Annotated in this window: 23 protein-coding genes; 13 read left to right on the top strand and 10 right to left on the bottom strand. The window is 69.8% G+C overall.

All coding sequences use genetic code 11. The features are described from left to right. The first annotated feature begins 6 nt into the window (after positions 1-6). Genes OEB96_RS29090 through OEB96_RS29080 form a run of 3 tightly spaced genes read left to right on the top strand, consistent with a single transcriptional unit; the run spans position 7 to position 4,975 of the window. Complete coding sequence (locus OEB96_RS29090) at positions 7-1,014, top strand: hypothetical protein (protein ID WP_266220034.1); 1,008 nt, start codon at positions 7-9, stop codon at positions 1,012-1,014. A 58-nt stretch (positions 1,015-1,072) separates the two neighbouring features. Next, entirely contained in the window at positions 1,073-2,266 is a 1,194-nt protein-coding gene (locus OEB96_RS29085; protein WP_266220033.1) for a hypothetical protein, read from the top strand. Between the two features lie 54 nt (positions 2,267-2,320). Further along, the gene (locus OEB96_RS29080; RefSeq protein WP_266220032.1) at positions 2,321-4,975 is read left to right on the top strand and encodes a [protein-PII] uridylyltransferase family protein; all 2,655 of its coding nucleotides are present in this window, start codon (positions 2,321-2,323) and stop codon (positions 4,973-4,975) included. Between the two features lie 37 nt (positions 4,976-5,012). Here the strand turns inward: OEB96_RS29080 and OEB96_RS29075 are convergent, their stop codons facing one another. Then, positions 5,013-5,186 (bottom strand): DUF4351 domain-containing protein, encoded by a 174-nt coding sequence (locus tag OEB96_RS29075; protein ID WP_266220031.1) that lies wholly within the window; start codon positions 5,184-5,186, stop codon positions 5,013-5,015. Between the two features lie 207 nt (positions 5,187-5,393). Here OEB96_RS29075 and OEB96_RS29070 point away from each other — a divergent pair, with 207 nt between their 5' ends. From OEB96_RS29070 to OEB96_RS29055, 4 genes are all read left to right on the top strand, one after another. Further along, positions 5,394-6,221 (top strand): hypothetical protein, encoded by an 828-nt coding sequence (locus tag OEB96_RS29070; RefSeq protein ID WP_266220030.1) that lies wholly within the window; start codon positions 5,394-5,396, stop codon positions 6,219-6,221. 45 nt (positions 6,222-6,266) lie between these two features. Beyond that, positions 6,267-7,157, top strand: coding sequence for a hypothetical protein (locus OEB96_RS29065; RefSeq protein ID WP_266220029.1), 891 nt, complete (start codon positions 6,267-6,269; stop codon positions 7,155-7,157). 56 nt (positions 7,158-7,213) lie between these two features. Beyond that, entirely contained in the window at positions 7,214-8,281 is a 1,068-nt protein-coding gene (locus tag OEB96_RS29060; protein WP_266220028.1) for a tetratricopeptide repeat protein, read from the top strand. Positions 8,282-8,437: 156 nt separating this feature from the next. After that, positions 8,438-9,301, top strand: a complete 864-nt coding sequence (locus OEB96_RS29055) for an MYXO-CTERM sorting domain-containing protein (protein WP_266220027.1) — start codon at positions 8,438-8,440, stop codon at positions 9,299-9,301. A gap of 1 nt (position 9,302) precedes the next feature. On the opposite strand, the gene OEB96_RS29050 is transcribed toward OEB96_RS29055, so the two are convergent. Genes OEB96_RS29050 through OEB96_RS29030 form a run of 5 tightly spaced genes read right to left on the bottom strand, consistent with a single transcriptional unit; the run spans position 9,303 to position 12,140 of the window. Next, complete coding sequence (locus tag OEB96_RS29050; RefSeq protein ID WP_266220026.1) at positions 9,303-9,821, bottom strand: hypothetical protein; 519 nt, start codon at positions 9,819-9,821, stop codon at positions 9,303-9,305. After that, positions 9,808-10,425, bottom strand: a complete 618-nt coding sequence (locus tag OEB96_RS29045) for a DUF2589 domain-containing protein (protein ID WP_266220025.1) — start codon at positions 10,423-10,425, stop codon at positions 9,808-9,810. Before OEB96_RS29045 ends, OEB96_RS29050 begins: the two co-directional genes overlap by 14 nt. Positions 10,426-10,438: 13 nt before the next feature. Further along, positions 10,439-11,218, bottom strand: a complete 780-nt coding sequence (locus OEB96_RS29040) for a hypothetical protein (RefSeq protein WP_266220024.1) — start codon at positions 11,216-11,218, stop codon at positions 10,439-10,441. 10 nt (positions 11,219-11,228) lie between these two features. Then, positions 11,229-11,603 (bottom strand): hypothetical protein, encoded by a 375-nt coding sequence (locus OEB96_RS29035; RefSeq protein WP_266220023.1) that lies wholly within the window; start codon positions 11,601-11,603, stop codon positions 11,229-11,231. 18 nt (positions 11,604-11,621) lie between these two features. Continuing rightward, positions 11,622-12,140, bottom strand: a complete 519-nt coding sequence (locus OEB96_RS29030; protein WP_266220022.1) for a DUF2589 domain-containing protein — start codon at positions 12,138-12,140, stop codon at positions 11,622-11,624. Positions 12,141-12,579: 439 nt separating this feature from the next. Between OEB96_RS29030 and OEB96_RS29025 the strand changes: the two genes are divergently transcribed. Both OEB96_RS29025 and guaB read left to right on the top strand, forming a co-directional pair. After that, positions 12,580-12,780, top strand: coding sequence for a hypothetical protein (locus OEB96_RS29025; RefSeq protein ID WP_266220021.1), 201 nt, complete (start codon positions 12,580-12,582; stop codon positions 12,778-12,780). Positions 12,781-13,046: 266 nt separating this feature from the next. Continuing rightward, complete coding sequence (gene guaB / locus OEB96_RS29020; RefSeq protein WP_266220020.1) at positions 13,047-14,525, top strand: IMP dehydrogenase; 1,479 nt, start codon at positions 13,047-13,049, stop codon at positions 14,523-14,525. 18 nt (positions 14,526-14,543) lie between these two features. Here guaB and OEB96_RS29015 read toward each other — a convergent pair whose 3' ends face one another. Both OEB96_RS29015 and OEB96_RS29010 read right to left on the bottom strand, forming a co-directional pair. Continuing rightward, positions 14,544-15,155 (bottom strand): TetR/AcrR family transcriptional regulator, encoded by a 612-nt coding sequence (locus OEB96_RS29015; RefSeq protein WP_266220019.1) that lies wholly within the window; start codon positions 15,153-15,155, stop codon positions 14,544-14,546. 10 nt (positions 15,156-15,165) lie between these two features. Further along, on the bottom strand, positions 15,166-16,563 hold the full coding sequence (locus OEB96_RS29010) for a cytochrome P450 (protein WP_266220018.1): 1,398 nt from the start codon (positions 16,561-16,563) through the stop codon (positions 15,166-15,168). A gap of 275 nt (positions 16,564-16,838) precedes the next feature. Between OEB96_RS29010 and guaA the strand changes: the two genes are divergently transcribed. From guaA to OEB96_RS28995, 3 genes are all read left to right on the top strand, one after another. Further along, positions 16,839-18,389 (top strand): glutamine-hydrolyzing GMP synthase, encoded by a 1,551-nt coding sequence (gene guaA / locus OEB96_RS29005; protein WP_266220017.1) that lies wholly within the window; start codon positions 16,839-16,841, stop codon positions 18,387-18,389. Positions 18,390-18,514: 125 nt separating this feature from the next. Further along, entirely contained in the window at positions 18,515-19,561 is a 1,047-nt protein-coding gene (gene ruvB, locus OEB96_RS29000) for a Holliday junction branch migration DNA helicase RuvB (protein WP_407674691.1), read from the top strand. Positions 19,562-19,674: 113 nt separating this feature from the next. Continuing rightward, positions 19,675-21,978, top strand: coding sequence for a DUF4215 domain-containing protein (locus OEB96_RS28995; protein ID WP_266220015.1), 2,304 nt, complete (start codon positions 19,675-19,677; stop codon positions 21,976-21,978). A 158-nt stretch (positions 21,979-22,136) separates the two neighbouring features. On the opposite strand, the gene OEB96_RS28990 is transcribed toward OEB96_RS28995, so the two are convergent. Both OEB96_RS28990 and OEB96_RS28985 read right to left on the bottom strand, forming a co-directional pair. Beyond that, positions 22,137-22,556, bottom strand: a complete 420-nt coding sequence (locus tag OEB96_RS28990; protein WP_266220014.1) for a hypothetical protein — start codon at positions 22,554-22,556, stop codon at positions 22,137-22,139. A gap of 93 nt (positions 22,557-22,649) precedes the next feature. After that, entirely contained in the window at positions 22,650-24,872 is a 2,223-nt protein-coding gene (locus tag OEB96_RS28985) for an Ig-like domain-containing protein (protein WP_266220013.1), read from the bottom strand. A gap of 196 nt (positions 24,873-25,068) precedes the next feature. Between OEB96_RS28985 and OEB96_RS28980 the strand changes: the two genes are divergently transcribed. Next, on the top strand, positions 25,069-26,394 hold the full coding sequence (locus tag OEB96_RS28980) for a serine/threonine-protein kinase (RefSeq protein ID WP_266220012.1): 1,326 nt from the start codon (positions 25,069-25,071) through the stop codon (positions 26,392-26,394). Positions 26,395-26,409 lie beyond the last annotated feature (15 nt).

Raw genomic sequence — 26,409 nt, 5'->3', positions numbered from 1 at the left:
GGGGGCATGCGCACGCGAAGACGATCTGCCTGGGGATTGATGCTCGTATCCTCGTTGGTCCCGGCCGCCTGTGGTTCCGAGGATCCGGGTGGTGATGCCACCACCTCGAGCACCACGAGCGCCTCGACCGGCTCGAGTGCGTCCACGAGTCCGACCACCGTCGACCCGAGCACCTCGACCGGTGACGTCGCGAGCACCGGGCCGGGCCCCACGAGCACCTCCGCGGTCGACTCGACCACGGTCGGATCGGACGGGCCGGGGCCGATCTTCGATCTCGGCCGCATCCCCGACAGCCCGGGCAACTCCATCGTCCCCACCGACATCGACGCGGTGCTGACGGCCGACAACGCCTATGCGTTCGGCTATGGCACCGAGGACGAGATGCTCAACTACTTCGGCGGCGTGGCGGCGACCCTGGCCGCGGAGATCTTCAGCTGCGCCACCGGGCCCGAGCAGTACCTCGTGCCGGCGGAGGACGTGGCCGAGTACCTCTACATCGTGTCGTATGCGGATCAGGCGACCACGCAGGGGGTGATCGGCCAGTTTCGCCGATTGAGCGACACGGGAGGCATGGACGGCGACGTGCTCTACACCGGCGACGAGGGCTGGGAGGTCTGCGCAACCGGGGTCGACTACAACTCGGGCGATCCCACGCCCTCGCTGATGGTGGTCAACGAGCAGATCGCGCTGTGCAACGCGGGGATGACCGATCCCACCACCACCAGCGGAGGCTGGGTGGATGCGGTGGGTACCTCGATCGGGGCGCTCGCGGTGGGCGAGACCAACGAGACCCCCTATGCCGGCGGTCCGCAGCCGGGCAACGAGTTTCCGCTGGTCTGCCAGACGCTGGTCGATCCAGAGGCGCGCTGGATGTGGTTCAACTGGGATCCCGACGACATCATGTGGCCGGCGCAATCGCCCTTCATCTACCCGGGTGGGGGCGGCAACCCCATGCACGACTTCATGGTGTTCCGCTTGGCGGCCGAAGTGTTGCCGCCACCTCCGGCGGGTTGAGGTCGGTCGTCTCCTGGAGGCTTGGAACACGAGGGCGGCGGGTGTACGTAGGATCCTCATGAACCGCTCACCGGTGACGATGGGGCTCCTGACCGCCGTGCTGTGCGGTCCTTCCTGCACGAGCGCCGAGACTCGTCAGGGCGATGCGCCGCCGGCCCCGGCCTCGGTGGTCGAGTCCGCACCGGCGGCCGAGCCCGCACCGGCGGCCGAGCCCGTTCCCGTGCCCGAGCCAGTGGCGGGGCCCGAGCCCGCCCCCGTCGAGGCTCCGCCGAGTCCACCCGAGGCCGCGTCCGCTCTGCCTTCGCCGCGTGTGGAGCTCCCCGCGGTCGACGATCGCACGCGACCCGCAGTGGTGTTCGCGGCGCTGGTCGAGCGTGGGCAGTGGGCGGTGGACATCGTCGACTTCGCCGGAGTGGACGTCGGCCGACTCGAGACGCGCCTCGGGGCCGTCGAAGGCGGGGGCGGCGAAGAGGGCGGGGGCGGCGAGGAAGACGAGGGGTACGAGGGGTACGAGGGCGGCGGTGGTGAGGGCGACTCGTATGGCGCCCCGGTCGTGCTGAAGGCCAAGGATCCCGCGCTGCCCGTGGGCTTTGCCGTGGGAGACCCGTGGACGCTCGTCTCGACCACCGGATCGGAGCACGTGCTCGCCAAGGGCTTCGAGGCGGTGGTGATGGGGGGCTCGGGCGACCTGCACCTGTACGTGCGCCTGGGCAAGGCGCCTCGCAAGGCCAAGGGCCCGCGCGTGGCCCTGCGTGGCCACCTCGATCCTTCGATCGCGCTGGTGGTGCCCAAGGCGATGAAGCCGGCCGAGCTGGGGGGCGCTGCGCTCGAGCGCGTGGTCGCGGCCATCGGGTCCGCGATCGACCGCGAGCTCGCGGAGGAGACCGCGGAGTTTCGCGAGCTGGTCCGATCCGTTCGCATCGGCGAGGCCGACATCAGGGTGTTCCCGGGGCGCTTTCCCGGGGGTCGTACGCACGTGATCTTCGTCCAGACCACGCCCTCGGACGAGGACGAGTTCGGCGTGCTCTCGGGCATGCTGTTTGCGAGGGCCGACGGCGGCATCGAGGCGTTTGCGCTCGCCAGCGTGCTGGGCACGGGCACCGTGGCGCTGCTGGGCCTGCTCGACGTCGACGGCGATGGCTTCGACGAGGTGTTCTACGAGGACGCCTATCACGAAGGGTGGTACCTCGAGATGCTGCAGTGGAAGGGGGACGAGCCCGCCTCGCGCGTCGTCACCGGCGACGGGCTCTGAGCGGCGGCCCCGAGGACTTGCCAGCGGTGCCCCGCCGTGGCCATCCTGCCGGCGATGATCGATGCCACTCAGGCCCGCCAAGCGCTGCACGAGGCCCGCGAGCGGCTCCGCGCCCGGTTGCCGCAGGAGCCCGATGGGGCGGTGCTGCTGGCCGAGCTCTCGGCGCAGGTGGAGCGCACGGTGGCGCAGCTGGCCATGCCGGCGCTCGCCGACGCGGCGCCCAGGGCCGGCCGGCTGGCGCTGCTGTGCGTGGGGGCGCTGGCGCGGCGCGAGCTGGGGCCGCACAGCGATCTCGATCTGGTGCTGCTGACCGAGCACGAGGACGATCCGGCCGAGGTGATCGACGAGCTGGCGCGGCGGGTCGCGCATCCGCTGTGGGATGCCGGGCTGCGGCCGAACCTGCTGGTGCACACGCCCGAGGCGTGGCTGGCCGGAGCGGTCGACGACTTGACGCTGTGCACCGAGCTGCTCGATGCGCGCGTGGTGGCGGGCGATCCGGCGCCAGCGGGAGCACTGCGAGCGGCGGCCGCCCGTCGCTACTTCGGCGAGGCTCGGGCGGCGTTCCTGCGGCGGATCGAGGACGAGTGCCGCGAGCGGCACGGGCGCTACGGCGGCACGGTGTACCTGGTGCAGCCCGACCTCAAGCACGGCCCCGGTGGGTTGCGCGACTGGGCGGCCACGCGCTGGTGTCTGGCCGCGACCCACGGCACCGATGATCTGGGCGTCCTGCAAGCAGCCGGGCACGTGGGCCCACGGGCGGTGGCGCTGCTCGCCTCGGCCCGGGGCACGCTCTTGCGGCTGCGGGCGGCCTTGCAGCTGGCGGCCAAGCGCGGGCAGGACCGGCTGGTGTTCCAGTATCAGGAGCTGATCCCGCCGCTTCTGGGCCTGTTGCCCGATCCGGGATCGGATCTGGGATCGGATCTGGGATCGAATCTGGGATCGAATCTGGGATCGAATCTGGGATCGAATCTGGGATCGGAACTGGCATCGCACTCGGGATCGGACCCGGCTGGGGCTGGGTCCGTCGATGACGCGCGGCTCGTGACCGCGATCGAGGAGGCCATGCAGGGCTACTTTCGGGCGGCCCACGACATGCTGCGCTACGGCGGTCGGGTACGCGCGCGCTGCCAGCCCGCGCCGCCCGACCCGCTGCCCGTGCTTCGGCGGCTCGACGAGCGCTTTGCCCTTCGCGGCGGCAAGCTCGTGACCACCGAGCCCGACATCTTCGAGGAGTCGCCCGTGCTCGCGTTCGAAGCCCTCGCGCTTCGGCGTGCCCACGACGTGGAGCTGTCGGGGGAGACCTTCGATGCGATCGCCGAGGCCGCCGGCACCCTGCGGGCGCGAAGGCTCCACGACGAGCCCGAGGCGCAGCGGCGGTTGCTCGCGCTGCTCGTCGATCCGGACGACGTGGGTGCACCGTCGACGCTGGGGCTGGGCAACGAGCTGCGGCTGCTCGAGCGGGTGATCCCCGAGTGGGGGCCGATCCGCGGACGCATGCAGCACGACACCTACCACGTGTACACGGTGGATCAGCACACCCTGGAGGCGGTGGCCATGCTCAAGCGGATCGCCCGCGGCGAGCACAACAAGGACTACCCGCTGGCCACTGCGTTGCACCTGTCGCTGGACGATCCCACGGTGCTCTATCTGGCCACCCTGGTGCACGACGCGGGCAAGGCCGAGGACGGGGATCAGTGCGAGACCGGCTCGGTGATCGCCCGGCGCGTGGCCGAGCGCGCGGGGCTGGCTCCGCCCGAGGTCGATCGTTGCGCGATGCTGGTGGCCGAGCACCTCACCATGCCGCTGCTCAGCCAGAAGCGGGACCTCAGCGATCCGCTGCTCATCACCGAGCTCGCCGAGCGGATCGGGGATCGACGGGCGCTCACCGAGCTGTACCTCCTGTCGCTGGTCGACATGGCGTGCGTGCGGCCGGGCAACCTGAACTCGTGGAAGCGCACGCTGCTCGACGAGCTGTATCTGCTGACCCTGGGCTATCTGCGGCGTGGGCACCGGCTGGCCGCGGCCCGGGTGGCCCGGCCCGACGAGCCCGAGGGGATGCCCGACCGGTACTACAGCCTCTACGAGCGACAGCTGCGGCAGGAGCACTATGCGCTGGCCGAGCGGCTGCGGGCCGAGCAACGGCGGGCGATCCTCGAGCTGCAGGCGGCGGCGGGGAGCCTACGGCTGACCATGGTGGCGCTCGATCGGCCGGGTCTTCTGGCCCACGCTGCGTCGGTGTTCGACGATCACGACGTGGAGGTCCTCGCGGCCGACGTGTTCACCCAGCCCACCGAGCCGCGCGTGGCGATCGATGTGTTCCGGGTGGGGCCGCGCGATGCGGCGGCGGTGGGCATCGATCCGGAGACGTTGGCATCGATGGAGCATGCGCTCGAGCAGGAGTGGGCCCCGCACGGTGAGCCCCCCAGGCTTCGGCCGCGGCGACCATGGGACAGCGGCATTCGGGTGCCCACGCAGATCGGGTTCGATCGCGATCCGGCGGGCGAGCGTACGGTGGTCGACGTGCAGACGCAGGAGGCACCCGGGGTCCTGCGGAGGATCACGCGGGCGTTCCACGAGGAAGGGCACGAGATCCTGCTGGCACGGTGCGACACCGAGGCGGATCGGGCAAGCGACGTGTTCTACGTGGCGCCGCTCGACGAGGCCGCGCAGCGACGGCTGCGGGAGCGGCTCGAGCGGTACCTGAGTTGAGGGCGACGGGTCGCTGTGTCGCCGTCAGCCGTTGGGCCTACGGGGCCAGCACATCGTCGAGGGATGCCTCGCCGAGCACCCGCTCGGCCCACGTGTCGAGCTGATCGGCGGTGGCGGCCTCGACCTGCGTTCGCGTTGCCTTGGAGAGTGGACCGAAGCGCTTGTCGAGCAGCCTGAGGGCCTCGTCGATCTGCAAGCGAAGCGGCGCCATGGCGCCTTCGTCCGCTGGATGACGCTGCTCCGCCCCCTGTGAGACCATCGATCCATGCGTCATTGGTGTCGTGGACGTGATCGACGGGCTCGCCGGGCCCTGGCGTGGGCCGCCATCGGGACATGCATGGCATGGGGCTGCGGCCCGACCCTCGGCCCGAGCCAGAGCGAGACCTCGATGGGGTCGGACTCGGGGGACTCGACCGCGATGAGCGCCACCACGAGCGCCACCAGCACCGGAACCAGTGGCCAGCCGCCATCGACCGGTGACGCCACCATCACCACCGCCGATGGTTCCGATGACGTCCTCGATGACGGCCCCTTCGGCTGGGACTGCGGGGCGGCGCCGCCCGGCGACAGTGCGGTGCGATGCATCGGCACGCCGCCCTACTGCGATCCCACGTTGCAGGACTGCCCGGAGGGCGATCGCTGTGCGCCGTGGTCCGAGACTGGACAGCCTACCTGGGACACGGCCTGGTGCGTGCCCGTGGTCCGCCAGCCCGCAGGCCTGGGGGCGCCGTGCGAGGTCACCGGCCCCGAGTGGTCGGGCTACGACACCTGCGACGTGGGCCTGTTCTGTGTACCTGGCGAGGTCGCACCGACCGAGGGCATGTGCTGGGCGCTGTGCTCGGCGCAGGGCGACGTCGAGCCCAGCTGCGAGGGCGAGGCCGCGTGCGCGTGGTTGTTTGGCGGTGCGGTCCCCGTGTGCGTGGAGAGCTGCGATCCCGTGGTGCCCGATTGCGCGATGGGCCGCTGCGATGCGGGCCGCGGGCAGTTCGAGTGCCTGCCGTGGCCCGGGAGCGCGTCCGAGCTCGGCGAGCCATGCGAGCAGCCGGGCGAGTGCGTGGCCGGATCCTCCTGCGTCGACGCGGCGATGGTCCCGGGCTGCGCGGGTGCGAGCTGCTGCTCGGCCTTCTGCGATCTGCTCGCGCCCGATCCCGAGCTCGCCTGCACCGCCGGGCAGAGCTGCGAGCCATGGTTCCCGGTCGGGGCACCGGTCGGCTACGAGCACGTTGGCGTGTGCTCCGGCGCGTGAGCCCCCGATCGCTCGAGCTGCGTGTTGCGGGTACCATCCCGTCCAATGATCTGCGCGCGCATCCAAGCCCGCTCGCTCGTCTTCGTCCTCGCGTGCGCTTGTGGTCCGGTCGCGGGCGAGGATGCGGGCCCCGGGAGCGGCTCGGGCGAAGGCTCGACCACGTCGGGCACGTCGGGCATGTCGACCATGGAGACCACCAACGGGCCCACCTCGACCACGGCCGTCTCCTCCACCACGACCGGCACCACCGATGACACCGCCTCCGCCGATGACACCTCGACCGGCGAGCCTCCTTCGGTCTGCGATCCGCAACCGATGATGGGCGTCGTGTCGTCGGTCCTCTTCGACGCCGGGGCCCTGCCGCCCGAGCCCCTGGCCAACCCCTATGCCTACACCTGCATCATCGACGACTGGCTGGAGGGTGAGGCTCTGCTGACCCTCGCGCTGGCCTGCGAGGACGGCGACCACGTGCTCGCGATCGGCTCGTCGGTGGGGATCTGGTTCGATTCCCGGGGCGAATTCGTGGTCACCGTGATCCACAGCGCGCAGACGTGGGGGGCCGAGGACCAGCTCGTCACCCTGCGCCGTGCCGACGGGTCGCTGGTGCTCGCGGGAGCCTCGACCCCCTGGCCCCCCGATTTCGAGCAAGTGCCGTCCGACTTCTTCGCGCCGCTGTCGATCGGCCTTCTGCCCGACGTGTGCGAGGTGGAGCCACCCTACGAGGGCGGCTTCGTGCCGCCGTGCTTTCGGATCCAGCGCCAGGCCCTGCGCTTCGAACTCGCGGGCGAGACGGTCGACGTCTACGAGCATGGAGCCGACCAGCTGTCGCCCTACGTCCTCCTGGTCGAGCGCGCCGAGCTGCGCCACGACGTGACGTGCACCGACACCCAGGGCCGGTGGTACTCGTGGGTGGCAGTGCCGCCGATCCCGGACTGAGCGGGAAGACGATGGTCATCGGCCCGGCCCCGCGCCGTGCTGCTACGATGCCGCTCGTGATCCCCGTCCGCCTGCTCTCGTTGTTGCTCGTCACCCTCGCCCTGGGTTGCCCCAAGCCCTCGGGACCCACCGAGCAGCCCGACGAGCCCGTTGGTCCGGCCGATCCGATCGAGCATGCGCAGCAGCTGCTGCGGCAGAACGAGCCGGCCAAGGCGCAGGCCGTGATCGAGGACGCCCTGAAGTCCAAGCCCGACGATCCCGAGCTGTGGTTCTCCAAGGGCGTGGCTCAGCAAGCGCAGGGCGACACCGCGGGCGCAACCGCGTCGTGGGAGCAAGCGGTCTCGCTGCGGCCCGAGTTCGTCGCGGCCCGTCACGGCCTGGCGGCGTTCGAGCTCGAGGCCGGCAACCACGAGGAGGCGGTGGCGGCCTACGCGGAGATCCTGGAGATCGATCCCGACTTCAAGGACGCCCACTACAACCTCGCGCTCGCCCTGCTCGCGCTCGACCGCAAGGACGAGGCCATGGGGGCGCTGCGCAACGCCAATCGCCTCGATCCGCAGGATCCCGACGTGGCGGTCGAGCTCGGCCGCATGCTCGCGCTGCAGGGGCAGCTGTCCGAGGCGATCGAGATCGTGGGCACGGCGGCCGCCACCGCCAAGGACGACGCGCAGGTGCAGTCGACCCACGGCTGGATGCTCGAGCGAGCGCGCCGCTCCGAGGAGGCCGCCGCGGCGTTCGAGGCCGCGCTGGCCCTGCGCCCCGACGACGACGACGCCCGCCTGGGCCTGGCGCGGGCGTACATGCGGATCGGCAAGGAGCAGCAGGCGATCGCCGAGCTCGAGGCCATCGCGAGCCGACGGCCCGAGGATCCCGCGGTGTTCCTGGCCTGGGGTACGGCACTGGGCAAGCTCGGCGATCTCGATGGCGCGCTGGCCAAGCTCGACCAGGCGCTGGCCCTGGAGCCCGACATGCAGACGGCGCTGGTGCAGAAGATCGGCACCCTGGTGCTGGCCAAGCGCTGCAAGGAGGCCAAGGCCACCAAGAAGGCGCTCGACGAGGTCGGCCCCACCGAGCACGCCAAGCGGGCGATCGCCAACACGATGAAGCCCTGCAACAAAAAGTAGGGTAGGGCCGCCGTCTGCACCGCCTGGCGGCTTCCCACGTGGCGCCGAGCGGGGTTGCCGCCCATCGCTCGGACCGATGGCCCCTTCGATCCACTCGCGCTCGGCGAGGGCGGGTTCGTCGTTCCCAGCCGCATGACGATCTGACATGATCGGGCGATGGTCGGGTGGAGCACGCGTCTTGGGCTCGGGTTCGCGCTCGGATGGGTCGCGCTGCTGGTTCCGACCTCGGCCGACGGGGGAACGCTCGAGTGCAGCAACGCCCGCATCGAGCCCGACGCGGATTGCACGGTGCAAGCGGGCGACGGGTGCAGCGAGCACTGCCGCCCCGAGGCCTATGTGCGCAGCTGCTCCACCCACCAGTACCAGCAATGTCGCGACGTCTGCACGGGGCCGCCCGATCCCGTGTGCACCCAGGCCTGCATCGACGAGTGCGACGAGCGGTGCGCGGCGGGGGTCCAGATCGTGTGCCACGACAACTGCTTTCCCGAGTGCACCGATGCGTGCACCGCCCTCTGCGACCAGGCGGAGGACACGATCCAGTGCCGTGCCTCCTGCGAGGCGACCTGCGACGGCGAGTGCGATCACCAGTGCTCGATGCTGCCCGAGGATGCCGACTGCATCACCCACTGCATCGAGTGCTGCGGTGGCTCGTGCATCGCCGCGGCCAACATGGAGTGCCAGCAGAGCTGCCAGAGCGAGACGTGGCTCGACTGCGAGACCGAGCAGCACACGGTCTGCGAGGCCGCCTGCACGCAGCAAGGGGCGCTGTTCTGCGATGGCCAGCTGGTCGCGGCCGGCGACGACGTGACCGACTGTGCCGAGGCGCTCTCGGGGCGCGGGATGGACGTCGCACTCGACCCGACCCACGGGCAGGTGCATGCGTATGATCCTCGCCGAGGCTGCGCGTGCCGAAGCGAGCCCGGCGAGGGCCTGCCCGAGGGGCTCGCCGGGGGCGTGCTGGCCATCCTGGGGCTGCTGGGCCTCCGCCGACGTCGGCGTGGCCCAGCGCCCACCCGGTAGGTCACGGCTGGCTCGAGCGATCGGTGCCCAGCGTCGGACTCTCGGCGACGTCGTCGACGGGGTTCGAGTCGGCCGTCGCATCGGCCGTCGCGTCGGCCGTCGCATGGTGGGGAGCGGGCGAGGGGGGCGCGGTCGTGTCGGTCACGGCCGCCTTGCGGGTGCCTCGTCGTGGCGCCTCGATCGCCTCGAGCTTGGACAGCCGGTCCATCACCGAGGCGTAGCCCGAGAACACCTGGTGGAGCTTCTCGGCCGTGCGGGCGATCTCGCGGAACTTGGGCAGCACTCGCGTGCGTCCGTTGCTCACCGCCCACAGCTTTTGCTGGATCAGGATCGCCTGCATCGTGCGATAGCCCGAGAGTCCCTCGACCATGCCCGATCGCTGCAGCGACTCGAGCAGCTTGCTCAGGCCCTGGGCGGCGGAGTCGAGCGAGCCCTCGAGGCTCTTCTCCACCGAGTACGCCGAGCGCCGTGGCTTGCGGTCCGAGCGGCGCTCGGTGGGTCGTTCGCTACGCGCCGCCACCTTCGCCTCCCTCGGTGAGCACCTGCGAGTCGCTGATGGCCAGGTCGAGCATGCTCTGCAGCTTGGCCATGCCCGGCGAGATCGGCGTCTGCTCGAGCTCGACCTTGATGTTGAGATCGTAGCTGCTGGTGGTGGTGTTCTGCGATCCCGAGGACGAGACCAGGCTGCCTCGAAAGCCGAGCTGCGGCCGCGTGAGGAACGAACCCTCGCCCTCGGGCGTCTCGCCGCCCACCTCGCCCTCGGTGGTCTGCGAGGTGGTCTCGGTGAACACGTCGGTGATCTTGGCGGTGAAGCTCAGCGTGGCCAGCTTGACCCGCATGCCCGGAATGTTGAACAGCGCCAGCAGCGGGATGCGAGCGATGAAGTGGGCGGGATTGCCGTCGGCATCGAGCTTGGTGTAGCCGAACTCGACCATCCGCAGCTCGCCCACGTCGAGCGCGCTGACGTCGGGCGGAGCATCGGCGGGGCGGATGAACCCCACCTCTTCGATGAACTGCAGCGCGGTTCGGGAGGCCTGGGCCTCGGCCTGGACCAGCGCGCTGATGGGGGCTCCGAGGATGTCCTGGAGCGGGATCGACTTGAGGTCTTGGACTCCGTTGGCCATGGTCGTGCTGCTCCTATTTCTGGGTCAGGCGATGGGTCACCACGCCCTGGGCGTTCTTCACCGAGGTCCACTCGTAGTTGTCCATGGTGACCTGGAGCTTGATCTCCGACATCACGTGCTCGGGCAGGGTGATGATCTGGTCCTTCTTGACCGCGAGATCGAGGTCGAAGAAGGCAGCGAGCGCCAGGTCGAGCTCGAGCTGGACCTGCAGGTGCATTGCGTCGGCGAACGCCGTTGCCGCCGCTTGGACTCCCTTGGGGAACTGAGAACCGCCGAGATCGACGTCGGCTGCGAGCGCGACCGCGGCGGCCTCCATGGCGGCGATGGTCTGATTCCTCCAGGTCTTGGAGCCGAAGCTCTTGGGACTCTCGAGCAGCTCGGTCTTGACCGGGTCCAGATTGGCGGAGATGTAGCTGGCCAGGGTCTCGGTGACCTGCTCGGTGAACGCATCCCCTTGATCGGCGAGGTGCTGTGACAGCGGCTGGACGAGCGTGGCGTCGGATGCCGCCGGGACCGAGATCGCCAGCAGCGTGTGGAGGTAGCTGGCGAGCGCCTCGATCAGGCTCAGCTCCACGATGCTGTCGTCGTCGATGTTGCGCTGCACGGTGTCCTGGACCGCCACGCGCATGGTCACGTCGGCCTGCCGGATCTCGGCACGAGGGACCGGGTAGCTGCGCAGGTTTTGATCGTCGAGGTACTGCTGGCTGGCTTGGCTGGAGAAGACGTCGGACTGGATGCGCGCGGTGGTCAGGCCGCGCAGGAGCGCACCGATGATGTCGGCTACACGAACCATGGGAAGTTCCTTAGGGGTTGGGGTTGGGATCGTCGGAAGGGGAATTGGTGATTTCGAGGTGGGGCAGGGTCACGCGCATCACGAGCACGCCGCGCGCGCCGGGGGCAGCAGCCTGCAGATCGGTCACGCGCACGAACACCAGCTGCTGGAGCGGCTGCAGCAGCTCGCGGGCCGCCGCGGGGGGAAGAGGCGTCTCGCCCACGACGATCGTCGCGGGCGAGACGTCCGATCCGTCCGAGGTCGCAAATGGGATCGCGACCTCCACGGACTGCAACCACACCCCCACGTCGATGCCACTGTCCGGGCTCTGTGCGAGGGTGACCACCTGCTCGAGCTGGTCGATCACGTGGGAACCCACGCGTTCGAGGATGACGGGGTGGCTCATGGTGGTGTGGCTCCAGGACTAGGCTGCGGGCTGCTCGGTGATGACCGACTCGAGGATGTCGAGGATCTTGGCCATGCCCTCGGGCATGGGCGCCGCGCCGGCCCGGACCTTGACGTTCATCTGGTACTCGGACTCGAACGACGACGACGAACTCGACTTGCGGGCGGTGGAGTACGACGCGCGGATGCTCGCCTTGCCCCAGCCCCATCGCGCGCTGGCGCTCACCGACCCGCCGAAGTTGCTCTGTGCCGACTGTTCCGAGCGGACCACGTCGTTGAGCTTGGCGCTGAACTCGATGTTGACCTCGTCGATGCGGATGAACGGGATCGGCATGATCGCCAGCAGCGGCACGGTGAGCGAGAAGTTCTCCGAGACTCCTTCGTTGTCCTTGGCGTACGTGAAGGTCACGTTGCGAAGGTCGCTGGTGGGCGTGCCGTCGTCTGCGTGAACGAAGCCCACCTTCTCGATGAACTCGATGGTGGACTCCGCAGCCATTCGCTGGGCTTCGACGGCCGCCTGGAGCGGTCCGCCGATCATTTCCCGAAATGGGAGACTCTGCAGTGCCGCAACTGAATTGGACATTGCTTCTTCCTTCTTTGGTTCGTGGCGTTGTTCTTGCTGCGCTCGACGAGGCACCGCCGGGCGCCCCTTGGGCTTGCCACCGCCCGAGAGCTCATGCCGCACCACATGGCGCTCCGAGATGCCGGCGCGCCAGCGAGCGAGATCGAGATCGAGCCCGTCTCATCCCATGCGTCGTGCGCTCACATGGATGTCCGTGGGCTCGTCGCGAGTCGTATCGAACGAGAGGAAGCTAGTGGATTCCCGGGGTGATGTCTACGGTGATCCTGACGCAAGATGACAGTATCGAATCCGTCCATGCTTCGATCATCGTCGGGTGGCGTGAATGTGACATGGACGTATTCGATGCATCGAGACGAGATGTATATCAATTCGATGTACGTCGATGATGATGTGAATGAAATCGAATGGCGATGGTTCGATGCATGTGAATTCGATGTGTGGAATCGCTGCGCGTGAATTCGATGTGTGTGAATCCGATGCGTTGCTCGATCTCGAATCGGCACATTCTCGCGCGAGCGCCACGCGCCTGGTCGGCGCGTCTCACTCGAGCGGCCCAATTGCGCGCGCCGTGCTTGCGTTCGTCTTCGGTCCGTGAAGCTCGAGCCGCGACGTGCTTGCAACGCGTGCTCGCGGTCGGTCGGGAGTCCGACGACGTGGGGCAGCGGGCTCGGCGCGGCCCCATGCGCTCGCGACGGGGCGGCCACCGCGACCGCGCGGGGTGGAAAGGAGATCGCCCTCCTGGGACCCCGTCGCGTTCTTGGCGCGGCTGGCAGCGCCGCTGGGCCGCCGTGGAACGGCAAAAACGCACGCTCACGGGGCTTGGTGCGCGCGTCCTTGCCCCTATACTTGCCGGAATTCGCGATGCCGGACCGCCCAACCGAATCCCCCCGCCTCGACATCCGACAAGCCCTGACCTTCGACGACGTGCTGCTCGAGCCAGGCTACAGCGAGGTGCTGCCGTCCGAGGTCTCGGTGGTCTCCCGCCTCACGCGGACCATCGAGCTGCGCACGCCGATCGTCTCCGCGGCCATGGACACCGTGACCGAGGCCGAGACCGCGATCTGCATGGCACGGCTGGGTGGCATGGGCATCATCCACAAGAACCTCGATCCGGAGCAGCAAGCCCGCGAGGTTCGCAAGGTCAAGAAGTCCGAGAGCGGCATGGTCATCGATCCGCTGACCATCGCGCCCACCGCCTCGCTGCGCGATGCGCTGGCCCTGATGAGCAGCCACGGGTTCTCGGGGCTGCCCGTGGTGGCCGATGGACGTCTCGTCGGCATCCTCACCAGCCGCGACGTTCGCTTCGAGAGCGGGCTCGATCAATCGGTGGGCGACGTGATGACCAAGGATCCCATCACGGCACGGGAGGGAATCTCGATCGACGAGGCCAAGCAGCTGCTGCACAAGCATCGCATCGAGAAGCTGCTGGTCACCTCGGGAAGCGGACAGCTGGTGGGCCTCATCACCGTCAAGGACATCCTCAAGGCGGCCGACCACCCGCATGCGATCAAGGACTCGCTGGGCCGGCTTCGGGTGGGAGCGGCGGTGGGTACGGGGGCCGACACCATGGAGCGCGTCACGGCCCTGGTGGAACAGGGGGTCGACGTGGTGGTGGTGGACACCGCCCATGGTCACTCCAAGCGGGTGCTCGACACGGTCCGGGCGATCCGATCCGAGCATCCCGAGCTGCAGCTGCTCGCGGGCAACGTGGCCACGCCGGCTGCGGTGCGAGCCCTGGCCGAGGCGGGGGCCGACGGGGTCAAGGTGGGGATCGGGCCGGGCTCGATCTGCACCACCCGCGTGGTGGCCGGGGTGGGGGTCCCGCAGATCACTGCGATCCTCGAGTGTGCCACCGAGGCCCGGCGCGCCGGGATTCCGCTGTGTGCCGACGGGGGCATCAAGTACTCGGGCGACGTGGTCAAGGCGCTCGCGGCCGGGGCCGACGCGGTGATGATCGGCAGCCTGTTCGCGGGCACCGACGAGGCCCCCGGCGAGAAGGTGCTGCTGTCGGGCCGCAGCTACAAGGTCTACCGGGGCATGGGGTCGCTGGGGGCGATGGCGGCCGGCAGCAAGGATCGCTACTTCCAGCACGATGTGGACCAGCGCAAGCTGGTGCCCGAGGGCATCGAGGGACGCGTGCCCTACCGCGGGCCGCTGGCCGAGAGCATCCACCAGCTGATCGGTGGCCTGCGCTCGGGCATGGGCTACGTGGGCGCGGCCACGGTGGCGGAGCTGCAGGAGAAGGCGCGCTTCCGCCGGATCTCCACCCAGGGGCTGCGCGAGAGCCACGTGCACGACGTGATCATCACCAAGGAAGCGCCGAACTATCGAATGGAGTAGGGAGCAGGGCCGGCCCGCTCACAGCCCGTCGGGAGGCTCGAGCACCAGCGAGGCCGCGTCGATCACCGCCTCCACGATCTCCTCGGGCTCGTGCACTTCATTGGACCAGGCCACCAGCGCCGAGAACCATACGTGCTGGAGCATTGCGCCCAGCCGCTGCCGTGGGTGGGTTGGATTGCGTGGTGCCGATCGACCATCTCCCGCCAGCGCGTCGATCACCAGCGCATTGATCCGATCGTGGAATGCGCTGACCTGCCGCGGCAGCGTGGTCGAGCCGCCCGCCAGCGCGCTCACGATGGCCCGACCGAGGTTGGGACGCTCGCACAGGAATGCGGTGAGCACCTCGAACAGCCGGCGCAGACGGATCACGGGCGTGGGTCCATGCACCGGCTGCTCGCACAGCTGCTGCTCGAGCCGGACCAGCTCGTGCACCAGCACCGCGAACAACAGGTCGTCCTTGCTGGGGAAGCGCTTGTACAGGGTGCGCAGCGCCACCCCGGCCTGATCCGCCACGTCGCGCAGGCGCACGGCCGGCAGACCACCCGCCTCGGCCAGGCGGAGCGCGACCTCGACGATCCGACGCGTGCGCGGCTCCTCGACCTCGAGCGCAGTGGGGGAGGGCTCGGACACGGGCGGGATGCTAGCAAGAAGCGGCGAGTCTCGGGTGCGGATCGACCACGGTGATCGAGGGGGACCGAGGGTGTAGCAGCATCTGCATGCCGTGCCGGGGTCGCATGGTGATCTGGTGATCGCGCTCGACCAAGTGCCCCGGTCGCAGATCGAACCGAACCCGCTGGGCGACCACCGCCAGCACCAGCTGGGCCTCGATCATCGTGAAGTGGTTGCCCACGCACATCCGCGGTCCCGCGCTGAACGGAAAGTAGGCGTACTTGTGTCGTCCTCGTACGTTCGAGGTCTCGAAGCGGGCGGGCACGAACGCCTCGGGTCGCTCCCAGAAGTCCGGGTGGCGGTGGGTGAAGTAGGGCAGGAGCATGGCCATCGCGCCCTCGCGGACCTCGTAGCCCCAAAGCTCCGTGTCGCGGGCCACCGTGCGTCCACCGCTCCACACCGGGGGCATCACCCGCATCGACTCCTGCAAGATCCGCTTGGTGGCCTCGAGCCTCGGCAGATCGTCGACGGTGGGGAGCCGACCGGCCAGTACCCGATCGACCTCCTCGTGCAGCTCGGCCTCGGCCTCGGGGTACATCGACAGCAGGTACCAGGTCCAGGTGAGCGCCAGCGCGGTGGTCTCGTGACCGGCCAGGAACATCGTGATGATCTCGTCGTGCACCAGGCGGCGATCGAGCGGTCGGCCATCGTCGCCGCGGTGATCGAGCAGCAGCGAGATGAGATCGGCGGGCCCCGGATCACCCGCAGCCTTGGTGGCCGCGCGCTGGTCGATCATCTCGTAGACGATCGCATCGAGCGTCCGCAGGGCCTTGCGAAGGCGCAGGTTGCCCGGGGTCGGCCACGACAGCGGAGGCGCGAAGATCGTGTTGCCCCGTCGCGACAGCTCCTCGAGTGCCACCGTGAACGCCGCCGTCGACACGTTGGCGCTCTGCGAGAGATCGATGCTGAACAGGGTCTGGCCGAGGATGCGCAGGGCCAGGTGGAGCATCCGGGGATAGACGTCGAGCACGGTGACCTCGCGGTGCGCCCAGTCCTCGACCATGTCGACCGCGGCCTCCACCATGGGCTGCACGAACCCCACCAGGAACGAGCGATTCATGCACGGCTGGATCGTGCGGCGCTGCTGCTTCCACTGCTCGCCCTCCGCCGTGAGCACCCCGTCGCCCACCAGCAGGCGGATCTGGTCGTAGCCCGAGCCCTTGATGAAGTCCTCGCGCCCGGTCACCAGCATCGCCTCCACCGCATCGGGGTGCACGAAGGCCGCGATCTCCTTGCTGCCCACCGAGAACGCAAAGGCATCGCCGTGCTCGAGCCAGTGCTCGCGCGCCACCGGAAACATGCCGCGCTTCATGACCTCGAACAGCTGCCCGACGACGGGCCGACCAGGGGAACGGGGGAGGATCGCCATGGCTGAGTAGAACGTGTTCTACCACAGGGATCGGCCAAAGTAGAACATGTTCTACACATGCCTCGAGTCGGGCTTCGAGGCGCCGAATTTCGGCCCTGGCGCCCCTTGCGGGGGTATCCACGGCTCCGTCGTCCGCCGCCGAGAGCGCCCGGCGGATCACCCCGTGCCGCCGTCCGCGGAGGTCGACGTCCAGCGCGGCATCGGATAGGGATGAGGCCGCGCCACGCTCCCCCGGGAGGCGGGCGCACGCGTCGACTCCGTCGACCAGGACCCGCATGACCGCGCACCAGACCCTCGTCGTCGTCGACTTCGGCTCACAGGTCACCCAGCTCATCGCCCGTCGGGTGCGCGAGCTGGGGGTCTACGCCGAGATCATCCCCTACGATGCCCCGGCCTCGCGGATCGCCGAGCGCTCGCCGCTGGGGGTCATCCTCAGCGGGGGTCCATCCTCGATCTACCAAGCGGGCGCCCCCCGGCTCGACCCCGCGGTGCTCGGCCTGGGCGTGCCCGTGCTGGGCATCTGCTACGGCCTCTACGTCCTGGTGGACGCGCTGGGCGGCACGGTCGAGGCCGCGGGCGAGCACGAGTACGGCCCGGCCACGGTGCAGGTGCTCGCGGCCGAGGGCCCCGCGTCGGCGTTCGACCCCGGATCGGACGAGCCGGTGTGGATGTCGCACGGCGATCGCGTGGCCGCGTTGCCCGCGGGATTTCGCACGGTGGCCCGCTCTCGCAGCTGCCCGCACGCCGCCATCGTGGACCCGCAGCGCCGCATGTGGGGGGTGCAATTCCACCCCGAGGTCTCCCACACGCCGCGCGGCACCGAGGTCCTGGGGGCATTCCTCGACCTTTGTGGGTTCTCGCGCGACTGGAGCATGTCGCGCTTCGTCGAGGAGTCGGTGGCCCGGATCCAGGCCCGGGTGGGCAAGACGGGCACCGTGCTGTGCGGGCTGTCGGGAGGGGTCGACTCCTCGGTGGCGGCGCTCCTGGTCGAGCGGGCGATCGGCGATCGTCTGCGCTGCGTGTTCGTCGACAACGGCCTGCTGCGCCGGGACGAGCGGGCCGAGGTCGAGCGCATGTTCGCCGGTCGGCTCCACAATCCGCTGGTGGTGGCCGATGCGGCCGATCGCTTCCTGGCCCAGCTCGCCGGCGTGACCGACCCCGAGGTCAAGCGCAAGCGGATCGGCGCCACCTTCATCGACGTGTTCGACCACGAGGCCCACCGCCTGGGCGGAGCCGACTTCCTGGTGCAGGGCACGCTCTACCCCGATGTGATCGAGAGCGTGTCGTTTCAGGGTGGTCCCTCGGTCACCATCAAGACCCACCACAACGTGGGGGGCCTGCCCGAGCGCATGAAGATGGGGGTGGTGGAGCCGCTGCGCGAGCTGTTCAAGGACGAGGTGCGGCGCCTGGGTCTGCAGCTGGGCCTGCCGGAGGACATGGTGTGGCGACACCCGTTCCCCGGCCCGGGCCTGGCGGTGCGGGTGCTGGGCGAGGTGACCAAGGAGCGCTGCGATCGCCTGCGCCAGGCCGATGCCGTCATCCTCGAGGAGATCCGCGCGGCCGGGCTCTACCGCCAGCTATGGCAGGTGTTCGGGGTGCTCTTGCCGGTCCAGAGCGTGGGGGTGATGGGCGACGGGCGCACCTACGAGAACGCCCTGGCCGTGCGGGCCGTGGAGAGCACCGACGCGATGACGGCCGACTGGGCGCGGCTGCCCTATGAGGTGCTGGCCAAGATCTCCAGTCGTATCATCAACGAGGTCCGCGGGATCAACCGAGTCTGCTACGACATCAGCAGCAAGCCCCCTGCGACGATCGAGTGGGAGTGAGCGTGGCACGGGTACGACACGACGACGGCGAGCCGGCCAAGCCGCCGACCAAGCCCCGGGCCAAGGCGCAGCGCCGCGGCAAGGCGCAGGCCGCCGAGGCTTCGGATCCGGCGGCGGGGGCCTCGGTGGAGTCGCGCGTGCTGCTCGATGGCCACGTGGTCGAGCTCGAGGTCGAGTCGGCGCCCGGCATTCGTCCCCAGCGGTTCTCCGAGTACATCGGGCAGGCCGCGCTCAAGCGCAAGCTCGAGGTGTTCGTGGCCGCGGCCCGGCAGCGCGGGGAGCCGCTCGATCACACCCTGCTGCACGGTCCTCCGGGGCTGGGCAAGACCACCATGGCGCAGATCCTCGCGCACGAGCTGGGGGTGCACATCCACATCACCTCGGGCCCGGCGATCGAGCACAAGGGGATCCTCGCCGGACACCTGACCGCGCTCGGCGAGCGCGACGTGCTGTTCATCGACGAGATCCACCGCCTCACGCCCACGGTGGAGGAGAGCCTCTACTCCGCGATGGAGGACGGTCGCATCGATCTGCCGGTGGGCGAGGGCAGCCGGGCGCGCACCATGCCGTTCTCCCTGGCGCCCTTCACCCTGGTGGGCGCGACCACCCGCACGGCGCTGTTGTCCGCACCCTTGCGCGAGCGCTTCCAGATCCTCGAGGGCATCGACTTCTACGCCGACGCCGAGCTCGCCCAGATCGTCCAGCGCACCGCGGGGCTGCTGAGCATGCCGGCCAGCGCCGAGGGGGCCAAGGAGATCGGCCGCCGCAGCCGCGGGACCCCGCGGATCGCCAACCGCCTGACCCGCCGCGTCCGCGACTTCGCCCAGGTACGCGGCCGCGCTCGCATCGAGGCCGAGGACGCAGAGTATGCGCTCGAGCAGCTCGGCATCGACGGGGCCGGGCTCGATGCCATCGATCGCCGGATCCTCGAGGCGATCCTCGATCAGTTCGAGGGCGGACCGGTGGGCATCGACGCGCTCGCGGCCACCCTCAGCGAGCCCCGTGACACGCTCGAGGACGTCTACGAGCCGTTCCTGCTGCAGCGTGGGTTCCTCGTTCGCACCCCGCGCGGACGCCAGGTGACCCGCAAGGCGCTGCGGCACCTCGGTCGCACGGTCGCGGCCAGCCCGGCCAAGGGCGGCGGGAACTCCCAGGGCGAGCTCGATCTGTAGCGCCCCGTGGTCGCCGCGAGCGGGTGCCTCCACGCCCTGATGCGGAGACTCGAGGGATCTTCGGTGGGGCGCATTTGCGCGCGCCGACCTTGCGTAGCATCGAGGGCATCATCATGAAGACCACGACCTTCGTTCCATCTCTGATCGCCCTGGGCCTCGTTCCCGCAGGCACGGCGCTCGCAGCCCCGGCCCAGGGGGATTTCTACGTGTCCGAGGCCGTCACGGGCACCGTCATCGACATCCAGGGCGGCGGCGACTTCGCCGGCGCGCCGCGCTTTGCCAACGGACTCGGCGCCCCATTCGGGCTGTGCGTCGGCCCCGGCGGAGACCTGTACGTTGCAGAGTTCGCCGCCGGAGAGGTCACGATCATCTCGGACGGCGGAGACTTCACCGGTGCTCCCGCCTTTGCCACCGGGCTGACGAACCCCACGGGCCTGGCTTGCACCGAGACGCAGATTCTCGTCGTCGAGTACACCTTCGGCCCCGGGGGCGAGGTCACCGACATCACCGCCGGGGGCAACTTCGCCGGCGCTCCGGCGTTCGCGACCAACATCAACTCGGGGCTCGACCTGCTCCGTGATGCCGGCGGGACGCTGTGGATCAACTCGCTCAACACCGGCGCGGGCAACGGGGGGATCTTCGACATCACCGGCGGGGGGGACTTCGCTGCGGCCGTTCCCTTTGCCACGGGCAACAGCTTCTTCAGTGGGCCGTCCGAAGACCATGTCGGGCTGTACACGGCCAACCAGATCCAGGACTACAGTGCGGGCGGCGACCTGTCGCTCCAGGTCCCGTTCGCCCAGGTCCTCGCACCGGGCAAGGTGATCGAGACACCGATCGGGATCTTCGCCTCCTCGGAGACCGGTGGTGCCATCTTCGACATCACGGCCGGGGGCGACTTCACCGCCGGGGCTCCGGCATTCGCCACGGGGCTGACACTGAGCGGCGTGGGTGGCTTCACCGGGATGGTCTACGTGCCGATCCTGTGCGGCGATGGGGTCGTGGATCCATCCGAGCCGTGCGACGACATGGGCGAGTCGGCGACGTGCGATTCCGACTGCACCCTGGTCGCATGCGGAGACGGCCTGACCAACATGGCCGCGGGCGAGCAGTGCGACGACGGTGGGGAGTCCCCCACCTGCGACGTGGACTGCACCCCGGTCGGCTGCGGCGATGGCCTGACCAACATGGCTGCGGGCGAGCAGTGCGACGATGGTGGGGAGTCTCCCGCCTGCGACGTGGACTGTACCCCGGCCACTTGTGGCGATGGCCTGACCAACATGGCCGCAGGCGAGCAGTGCGACGATGGTGGGGAGTCCCCCGCCTGCAACGCCAACTGTACCCTGGTCGGCTGCGGCGATGGCATCGTCAACATGGCCGCGGGCGAGCAGTGCGACGACGGCGGGGAGTCCCCCACCTGCAATGTGGACTGCACCCCGGCGTCCTGCGGGGACGGTCAGATCAACGCCGCCGCGGGTGAGGCCTGCGACGACGGGGGCCAGTCGGCCACCTGCGACGACGACTGCACCGCGGCCGAGTGTGGCGACTCGGTGGTCAACGCCCTGGCGGGTGAGACCTGCGACGACGGCGGTCGCACGGGCATGTGCGACGCCGATTGCACCGCGGTGACCTGCGGTGACGGCGTGGTCAACATGACGGCCGGCGAGCAGTGCGACGGCGACGGCATGGGGATGCCCGGCGAGACGGCCACCTGCGACGACGACTGCACCGATGCGACGTGCGGCGACATGGTGATCAACGCGACCGCGGGCGAGGACTGCGACGACGGAGCCGAGACGGTCACCTGCGACGCCGACTGCACCCCGGTCGAGTGTGGTGACGGCACCACCAACGCAACCGCGGGTGAGGACTGCGACGACGCGGGCGAGTCCGAGAGCTGCAACGCCGACTGCACCACGGCCACGTGCGGCGACGGCATCGTCAACGGCGCGGCCGGTGAGGACTGCGACGACATGGGCGAGTCGCAGGACTGCGACGACGACTGCACCGTGACCGAGTGTGGTGACGGCACCACCAACGCGACCGCCGGCGAGGAGTGCGACGACGGCAACACCGATGAGCTCGATGGGTGCTCGTCCACGTGCACGATCGAGGACACCGGCTCCACCGGCGGCAGCGACTCCGGCGACTCGGGCGTCGACGACACGGCCGGCAGCTCCGGCGACGGCACGGGCGTGGGGCCCACCACCTTCCCGGCGACGGGCGACACGGGGGCCTCCACCAGCGGCGAGGAGAGCGGCACCGATACTGGCACTGCGGGCGGCACGACCCTCGACGATGGCTGCAACTGCACCACGGGCAACGAGGGCCGGCGTCGCAGCGGCATGCCGTGGTCGCTGCTGGGCCTGTTGGGCCTGGGTGCGATCCGCCGCCGCCGCGGCAGCGCGCTGCGGTAGTCCGACGGCCCAAACGAGCGAAGCGACCGGGCTCATGGGGAGCGCGGTCGCTTCGTGGGCCGGGCACCGTTCGGCCCGGGTCGGTGCCTCGACTCGCCCCAGTCGTGGGGCAGCGGGCTGCCTGCTTGCCTACCGGCGGTGGCGGAGGCCAGAGCGGCTCACTCGCCCATCACGAGCTTCTCGTGGTCGTTGCTGAGCTTCTCGACCGCGGTCTCGAGATCCTTGTCGCTCATGGTCTCGGTCATCAGATCGATCTCCATCGATGCCATCTTGGTGGTCACGTCGACCATGACCTTGGCGACGTTGCCCTGCGCTTCCTCGCTGAGCTGGAAGCCGCGGAGCTCCATGATCTCCTTCATCTTGGGGCCGAGGTCGCCCTTGGCGGCGTCGAGGATCTTCTGGGCTTCGGCAACGCCGGCCTTCTTGTCCTCGGACTCCTTGACCTTGGCGACGATGTCGTCGGTCACCTTGGCCAGCTGCGCCATGGTCTCGTTGGCAAAGTCGTCCTTCTTGCAGGCCCCGAGGGCGAGCACGATGGCGAACAGGATGGTGTACAGGGAGAGGGTGCGTGGGGCCATGTCCGGGGAGCCTAGACGGAATGGGCCCGTCGCGGTTGCGCGCATCGGCCCTCGTGAGGGTCGATGACGGGTGCGACCACTCACGCAGGCCACTCACGCAGGGCAGGCACCGCAGCCGTGGGTCGCGATCCCGGTCACGCAATCGGCGTCCCACATCGTGTTGCAGCAGAAGGGATCGGCCATGCACACGCAGGTCTCCACTGCATTCACCTCACAGCCGGGCGTGCCGTTGGCCTGGCAGCACGGACCGTCGCCGTCGTCCGGATCGCACGACGGCCCGCACAGATCGTTGCCCACTCGACCCACGCAAACGCTGTCCCACTGGGTATTGCAGCAGAATGGATCGAGCGCGCACACGCAGGCCTGGATCGCGGGCTGGGTGCAGCCCGGGGTCTGCTGGGCCGTGCAGCAGTCCTCGTTGGTGCCCATCATGCCGCCGCAGCCCCCGCAATCGGCGGCGGCCCGGCCCGCGCATAGATCGTCCCACTCGGTGTCGCAGCAGAACGCGTCCAGTGCGCAGACACAGGCCTCGAGGGTGGGGTCGTCGCAGCCCGGCGTGTTGTTGTCGACACAGCAGTCGCCGTCGCCTCCCATGCCCCCTCCGCACGCGGCCGTGGCCAGCTGCAGCTCCAGCGTGTAGCTGCCGCCATCGTCGGGGTCGACGCTGTGAACCCGCAGCAAGTAGGTCCCCGAGCTCAGGCACGACGACAGCAGGCTCTCGCTCGACGACAGCCCGTCGGATGCCTCGATCAACACCCCGGCCTCGGTGGTCAGCGAAAGATCCATGTCGGGCGGGTTTTGGCCCTGGAGGGTCGCCGCGACCTTGGCGGTCTGGGCCAGCTGCACGGCGTACCAGTCATCGTCGTTGGCGCACAGCATGCGGCCTGCCTTCACTCCGACCGAGAGCGGGCCCTGGGCCACGGCCTCGGCCGGGGTGCCGTCGGGCTCGTGATCGTCGTCGTTGCACGTGCCCCCCGAGCTCTGACAGCTACCCGCCAGCGGGATGCACTGACGCGCCGACTTGCCCTCGACCGACTCGACCGGCCCGGGCGAGCACACGTAGCCCTCGCCGCAGTCGCCGTCGCCGCTGCACGCCTCGCCGCAGCGACCCCCGGCCCCGGTGGGCAGACACAGGTCGGCCGCGGTACCGCACTGCACGTCGTACGAGCACGGGTCGCAGGGGCCGGCCGTCTCGTTGCCCCCGATCGTGACGGTCACGCGGTGCATCCCGCTCTGCGGGTCGTCGCTGCGGTGGTCGCAGTCGCCCTCGGCATCGTCGTCGTCGGTGGCCGAGATCAGATAGAACATCGGGCCTGCGGTGCCCTCGGGCTGGTTGGCCAGGACGTTGGGCACGATCCCGCGCCAGGTGCCCTGCCGCAGGTCGCCCGCGGTCAGCTCCATCTCGATGAGGGTGGTCAGCGAGAAGTCGATGGGATCGCCCGGATCCTCGTACGCGAACACCACGTAGGGGGTGGCGCCCAGGCCCTGGTCGTCGGTGATCTCGGCCACGATCGGCAGCTCGAGGAGCGTGGTGAAGTTCATCGGCGCGTGCGTGATGATCGGGGCCTGGCCGGGGCAGTCCTCGCCCTTGCGGCGGCGCAGCACGATCACGTAGTCCTTGGTCACGGGCGGGTTGTCGCCGTCGTCGGCCACCAGCGTCAGGGTGTAGCGGTCGTCCGTCTCGATCTGGCGGCGATCGGGGCACCAATTCCAGCTCCCGGTGCGGCCATCGGCGGCGGCGGTCAGCGAGGCACCCTCGATGGTCGGGGGCATCTCCCCGAGCGCGATCGTGGAGGAGTCGGGATCCTCGACCTCGATGTCGACCTGCACGCAGTCGTCCTCGTCGAGATCGAGGACCGTGCCCGAGCCCAGCGGGCTGCGGAACACGGGCATGCTGCCCGAGCCCACCGCACCGCGAACCTCCACGATCACCACCACGCTGTCGGACTCCTCGCCGTCGGAGACCGACAGCTCGAAGAACTGCGTGCCGATCTGGCTGGCCAGGGGGGTGAAGGTGAAGATGCCCAGCCCCGCCGGGGTCGTGGCGATCGAGGTGGTGGCCTCGAGGTCGGGCACCCCCGGGGCGAACAGACCAAAGGTCAAGGGATCTCCCTCGGGGTCGCTCGCCACCAGCTGGATCACGAGCGGCTCGCCCACCACCGCGACTTGATTGTCCACCGGCAACAGCTGGGGAGGATTGCCGCGATTGCACGCGGTCGCCGAGGCGAGCCCGAGGACCATCGCACCGAGCACGAGCGCTCGAGCCTGGCGTCGAAGCGGGGGCGTGCGGGTGGGCTGGGGCAGGGGCCGGGGCATGGGTGGAGCCTGGATCATCCCGCGGGCGCCCCGGCGACCGCAAGACGACCGCTTCCACGATGAACGAGGCGGTCCCACGCTCGGCGTGGATGCGCGCTGGCATCTCCCCGACCGACCCATCGCGGATGGGGACGGGGGTTGGGATACCGCTCGGTCGTGCCCTCGCCTGTGATACGGTCGGACATCCGTACACACCATGGGCGAGCGCCTCGACAAGACCTTGATCGATGATCGGATCGACGACCCCACGGGGGACGAGGCCGCCGTGCCTTCGGAGCGCTTCTCGGGCGACACCAACCGCTTCGAGTCGCGCGGCACCGTGGCCCGCGGCGGGATGGGCTCGATCATCGACGTCTACGACCACCGCATGGAGCGCCAGGTGGCGATGAAGGTCCTCCACCAGGACCTGGTGAGCCGGCAGGGCGAGCTCGAGACGTTCGTGCGCGAGGCCCAGATCACCGGCCAGCTCGATCACCCCAACATCGTGCCGGTCCACGACATGGGGCACGAGGGGGCGCCCCCGTGGTTCTCCATGAAGCTGGTCCAGGGCAAGAGCCTGGCCGAGGTGTTTCGACGGCTGGGGGCCGGCAAGCTGCCCGGCTTCGAGATCGAGAAGTTCATCAAGGTGATGATCAAGGTCTGCGACGCGGTGGCCTTTGCCCATAGCCGCGGCGTGCTGCACCTCGACCTCAAGCCCCACAACATCATGGTGGGCAGCCACGGCCAGGTCTACGTGATGGACTGGGGCATCGCCGTGCGCTGCGCACGAGGCGAGGACGGCCACCTTCGCCCCGTGGAGATCACCAAGGGTCTGCGCGGCACGCTGGCCTACATGGCGCCCGAGCAGGCGCGCCGCGGGCTGGCCGGGGTCGACGAGCGCTCCGACGTCTACGGCCTGGGCGCGATCCTCTACGAATTCCTCACCGGACGGCCCCCATTCGAGCCGCGCGGCGTGCTCGAGGACGTGGTGCGCGTGGTCGAGAACGTCGTGCTCGATCCGCTGGAGAGCCCCACCTTGCGCCAACCTCCGCCGGGCCTGGCCGCCATCGCCGTGCGCGCGCTCGCTCGCGATCCAGCGGAGCGCTACCCGGACGTGACCACGATGCAGGGCGAGCTCGAGGCCCTGATGCGCGGGGGCGGATGGTTCCGCGAGCGGCACTTCGGCGCCGGCTCCGTGATCGTGCAGGAAGGCGAGCCAGGGGAGTCCGCGTACATCCTCACCCGGGGTCGGTGCGACGTGTTCAAGCGCTCGGGCGAGCGCTCGGTGCACCTGCGGCGGATCGGACCCGGCGACGTGTTCGGCGAGACCGCCATCCTCACCTCGGGGCGGCGCACCGCCTCGGTGGTTGCGGTGGATGAAGTGACGGTGCTCGTGGTCACCCGCGAGGCGCTCGAGCGCGAGCTCGACACCCGGGGTTGGCTGGGGCCGCTGGTGCGCGCGCTGGCCGAGCGCTTCGTGGAGGCCGACGAGGAGCGAGCGCGCTTGCGCACCCCGACCGCCCCCACCGACGAGGAACGCTAGCCGCTGGAGCCATCG

The organism is Paraliomyxa miuraensis, from assembly GCF_026337845.1.
GTDB lineage: Bacteria > Myxococcota_A > Polyangia > Nannocystales > Nannocystaceae > Paraliomyxa > Paraliomyxa miuraensis.
Note: the sequence above shows the minus strand (reverse complement) of the source record. Positions and strands in the feature narration are given on the sequence as shown.

What these genes read in the sequence shown, in the direction of transcription:
- OEB96_RS29090 (WP_266220034.1), top strand. Translation starts at nt 7, where the DNA reads ATGCGCACGCGAAGACGATCTGCCTGGGGATTGATGCTCGTATCCTCG.
- OEB96_RS29085 (WP_266220033.1), top strand. Translation starts at nt 1,073, where the DNA reads ATGAACCGCTCACCGGTGACGATGGGGCTCCTGACCGCCGTGCTGTGC.
- OEB96_RS29080 (WP_266220032.1), top strand. Translation starts at nt 2,321, where the DNA reads ATGATCGATGCCACTCAGGCCCGCCAAGCGCTGCACGAGGCCCGCGAG.
- OEB96_RS29075 (WP_266220031.1), bottom strand. Translation starts at nt 5,186, where the DNA reads ATGGCGCCGCTTCGCTTGCAGATCGACGAGGCCCTCAGGCTGCTCGAC.
- OEB96_RS29070 (WP_266220030.1), top strand. Translation starts at nt 5,394, where the DNA reads ATGAGCGCCACCACGAGCGCCACCAGCACCGGAACCAGTGGCCAGCCG.
- OEB96_RS29065 (WP_266220029.1), top strand. Translation starts at nt 6,267, where the DNA reads ATGATCTGCGCGCGCATCCAAGCCCGCTCGCTCGTCTTCGTCCTCGCG.
- OEB96_RS29055 (WP_266220027.1), top strand. Translation starts at nt 8,438, where the DNA reads ATGGTCGGGTGGAGCACGCGTCTTGGGCTCGGGTTCGCGCTCGGATGG.
- OEB96_RS29045 (WP_266220025.1), bottom strand. Translation starts at nt 10,425, where the DNA reads ATGGCCAACGGAGTCCAAGACCTCAAGTCGATCCCGCTCCAGGACATC.
- OEB96_RS29040 (WP_266220024.1), bottom strand. Translation starts at nt 11,218, where the DNA reads ATGGTTCGTGTAGCCGACATCATCGGTGCGCTCCTGCGCGGCCTGACC.
- OEB96_RS29035 (WP_266220023.1), bottom strand. Translation starts at nt 11,603, where the DNA reads ATGAGCCACCCCGTCATCCTCGAACGCGTGGGTTCCCACGTGATCGAC.
- OEB96_RS29030 (WP_266220022.1), bottom strand. Translation starts at nt 12,140, where the DNA reads ATGATCGGCGGACCGCTCCAGGCGGCCGTCGAAGCCCAGCGAATGGCT.
- OEB96_RS29025 (WP_266220021.1), top strand. Translation starts at nt 12,580, where the DNA reads ATGAAATCGAATGGCGATGGTTCGATGCATGTGAATTCGATGTGTGGA.
- guaB (WP_266220020.1), top strand. Translation starts at nt 13,047, where the DNA reads ATGCCGGACCGCCCAACCGAATCCCCCCGCCTCGACATCCGACAAGCC.
- OEB96_RS29010 (WP_266220018.1), bottom strand. Translation starts at nt 16,563, where the DNA reads ATGGCGATCCTCCCCCGTTCCCCTGGTCGGCCCGTCGTCGGGCAGCTG.
- guaA (WP_266220017.1), top strand. Translation starts at nt 16,839, where the DNA reads ATGACCGCGCACCAGACCCTCGTCGTCGTCGACTTCGGCTCACAGGTC.
- OEB96_RS28995 (WP_266220015.1), top strand. Translation starts at nt 19,675, where the DNA reads ATGAAGACCACGACCTTCGTTCCATCTCTGATCGCCCTGGGCCTCGTT.
- OEB96_RS28990 (WP_266220014.1), bottom strand. Translation starts at nt 22,556, where the DNA reads ATGGCCCCACGCACCCTCTCCCTGTACACCATCCTGTTCGCCATCGTG.
- OEB96_RS28985 (WP_266220013.1), bottom strand. Translation starts at nt 24,872, where the DNA reads ATGCCCCGGCCCCTGCCCCAGCCCACCCGCACGCCCCCGCTTCGACGC.
- OEB96_RS28980 (WP_266220012.1), top strand. Translation starts at nt 25,069, where the DNA reads ATGGGCGAGCGCCTCGACAAGACCTTGATCGATGATCGGATCGACGAC.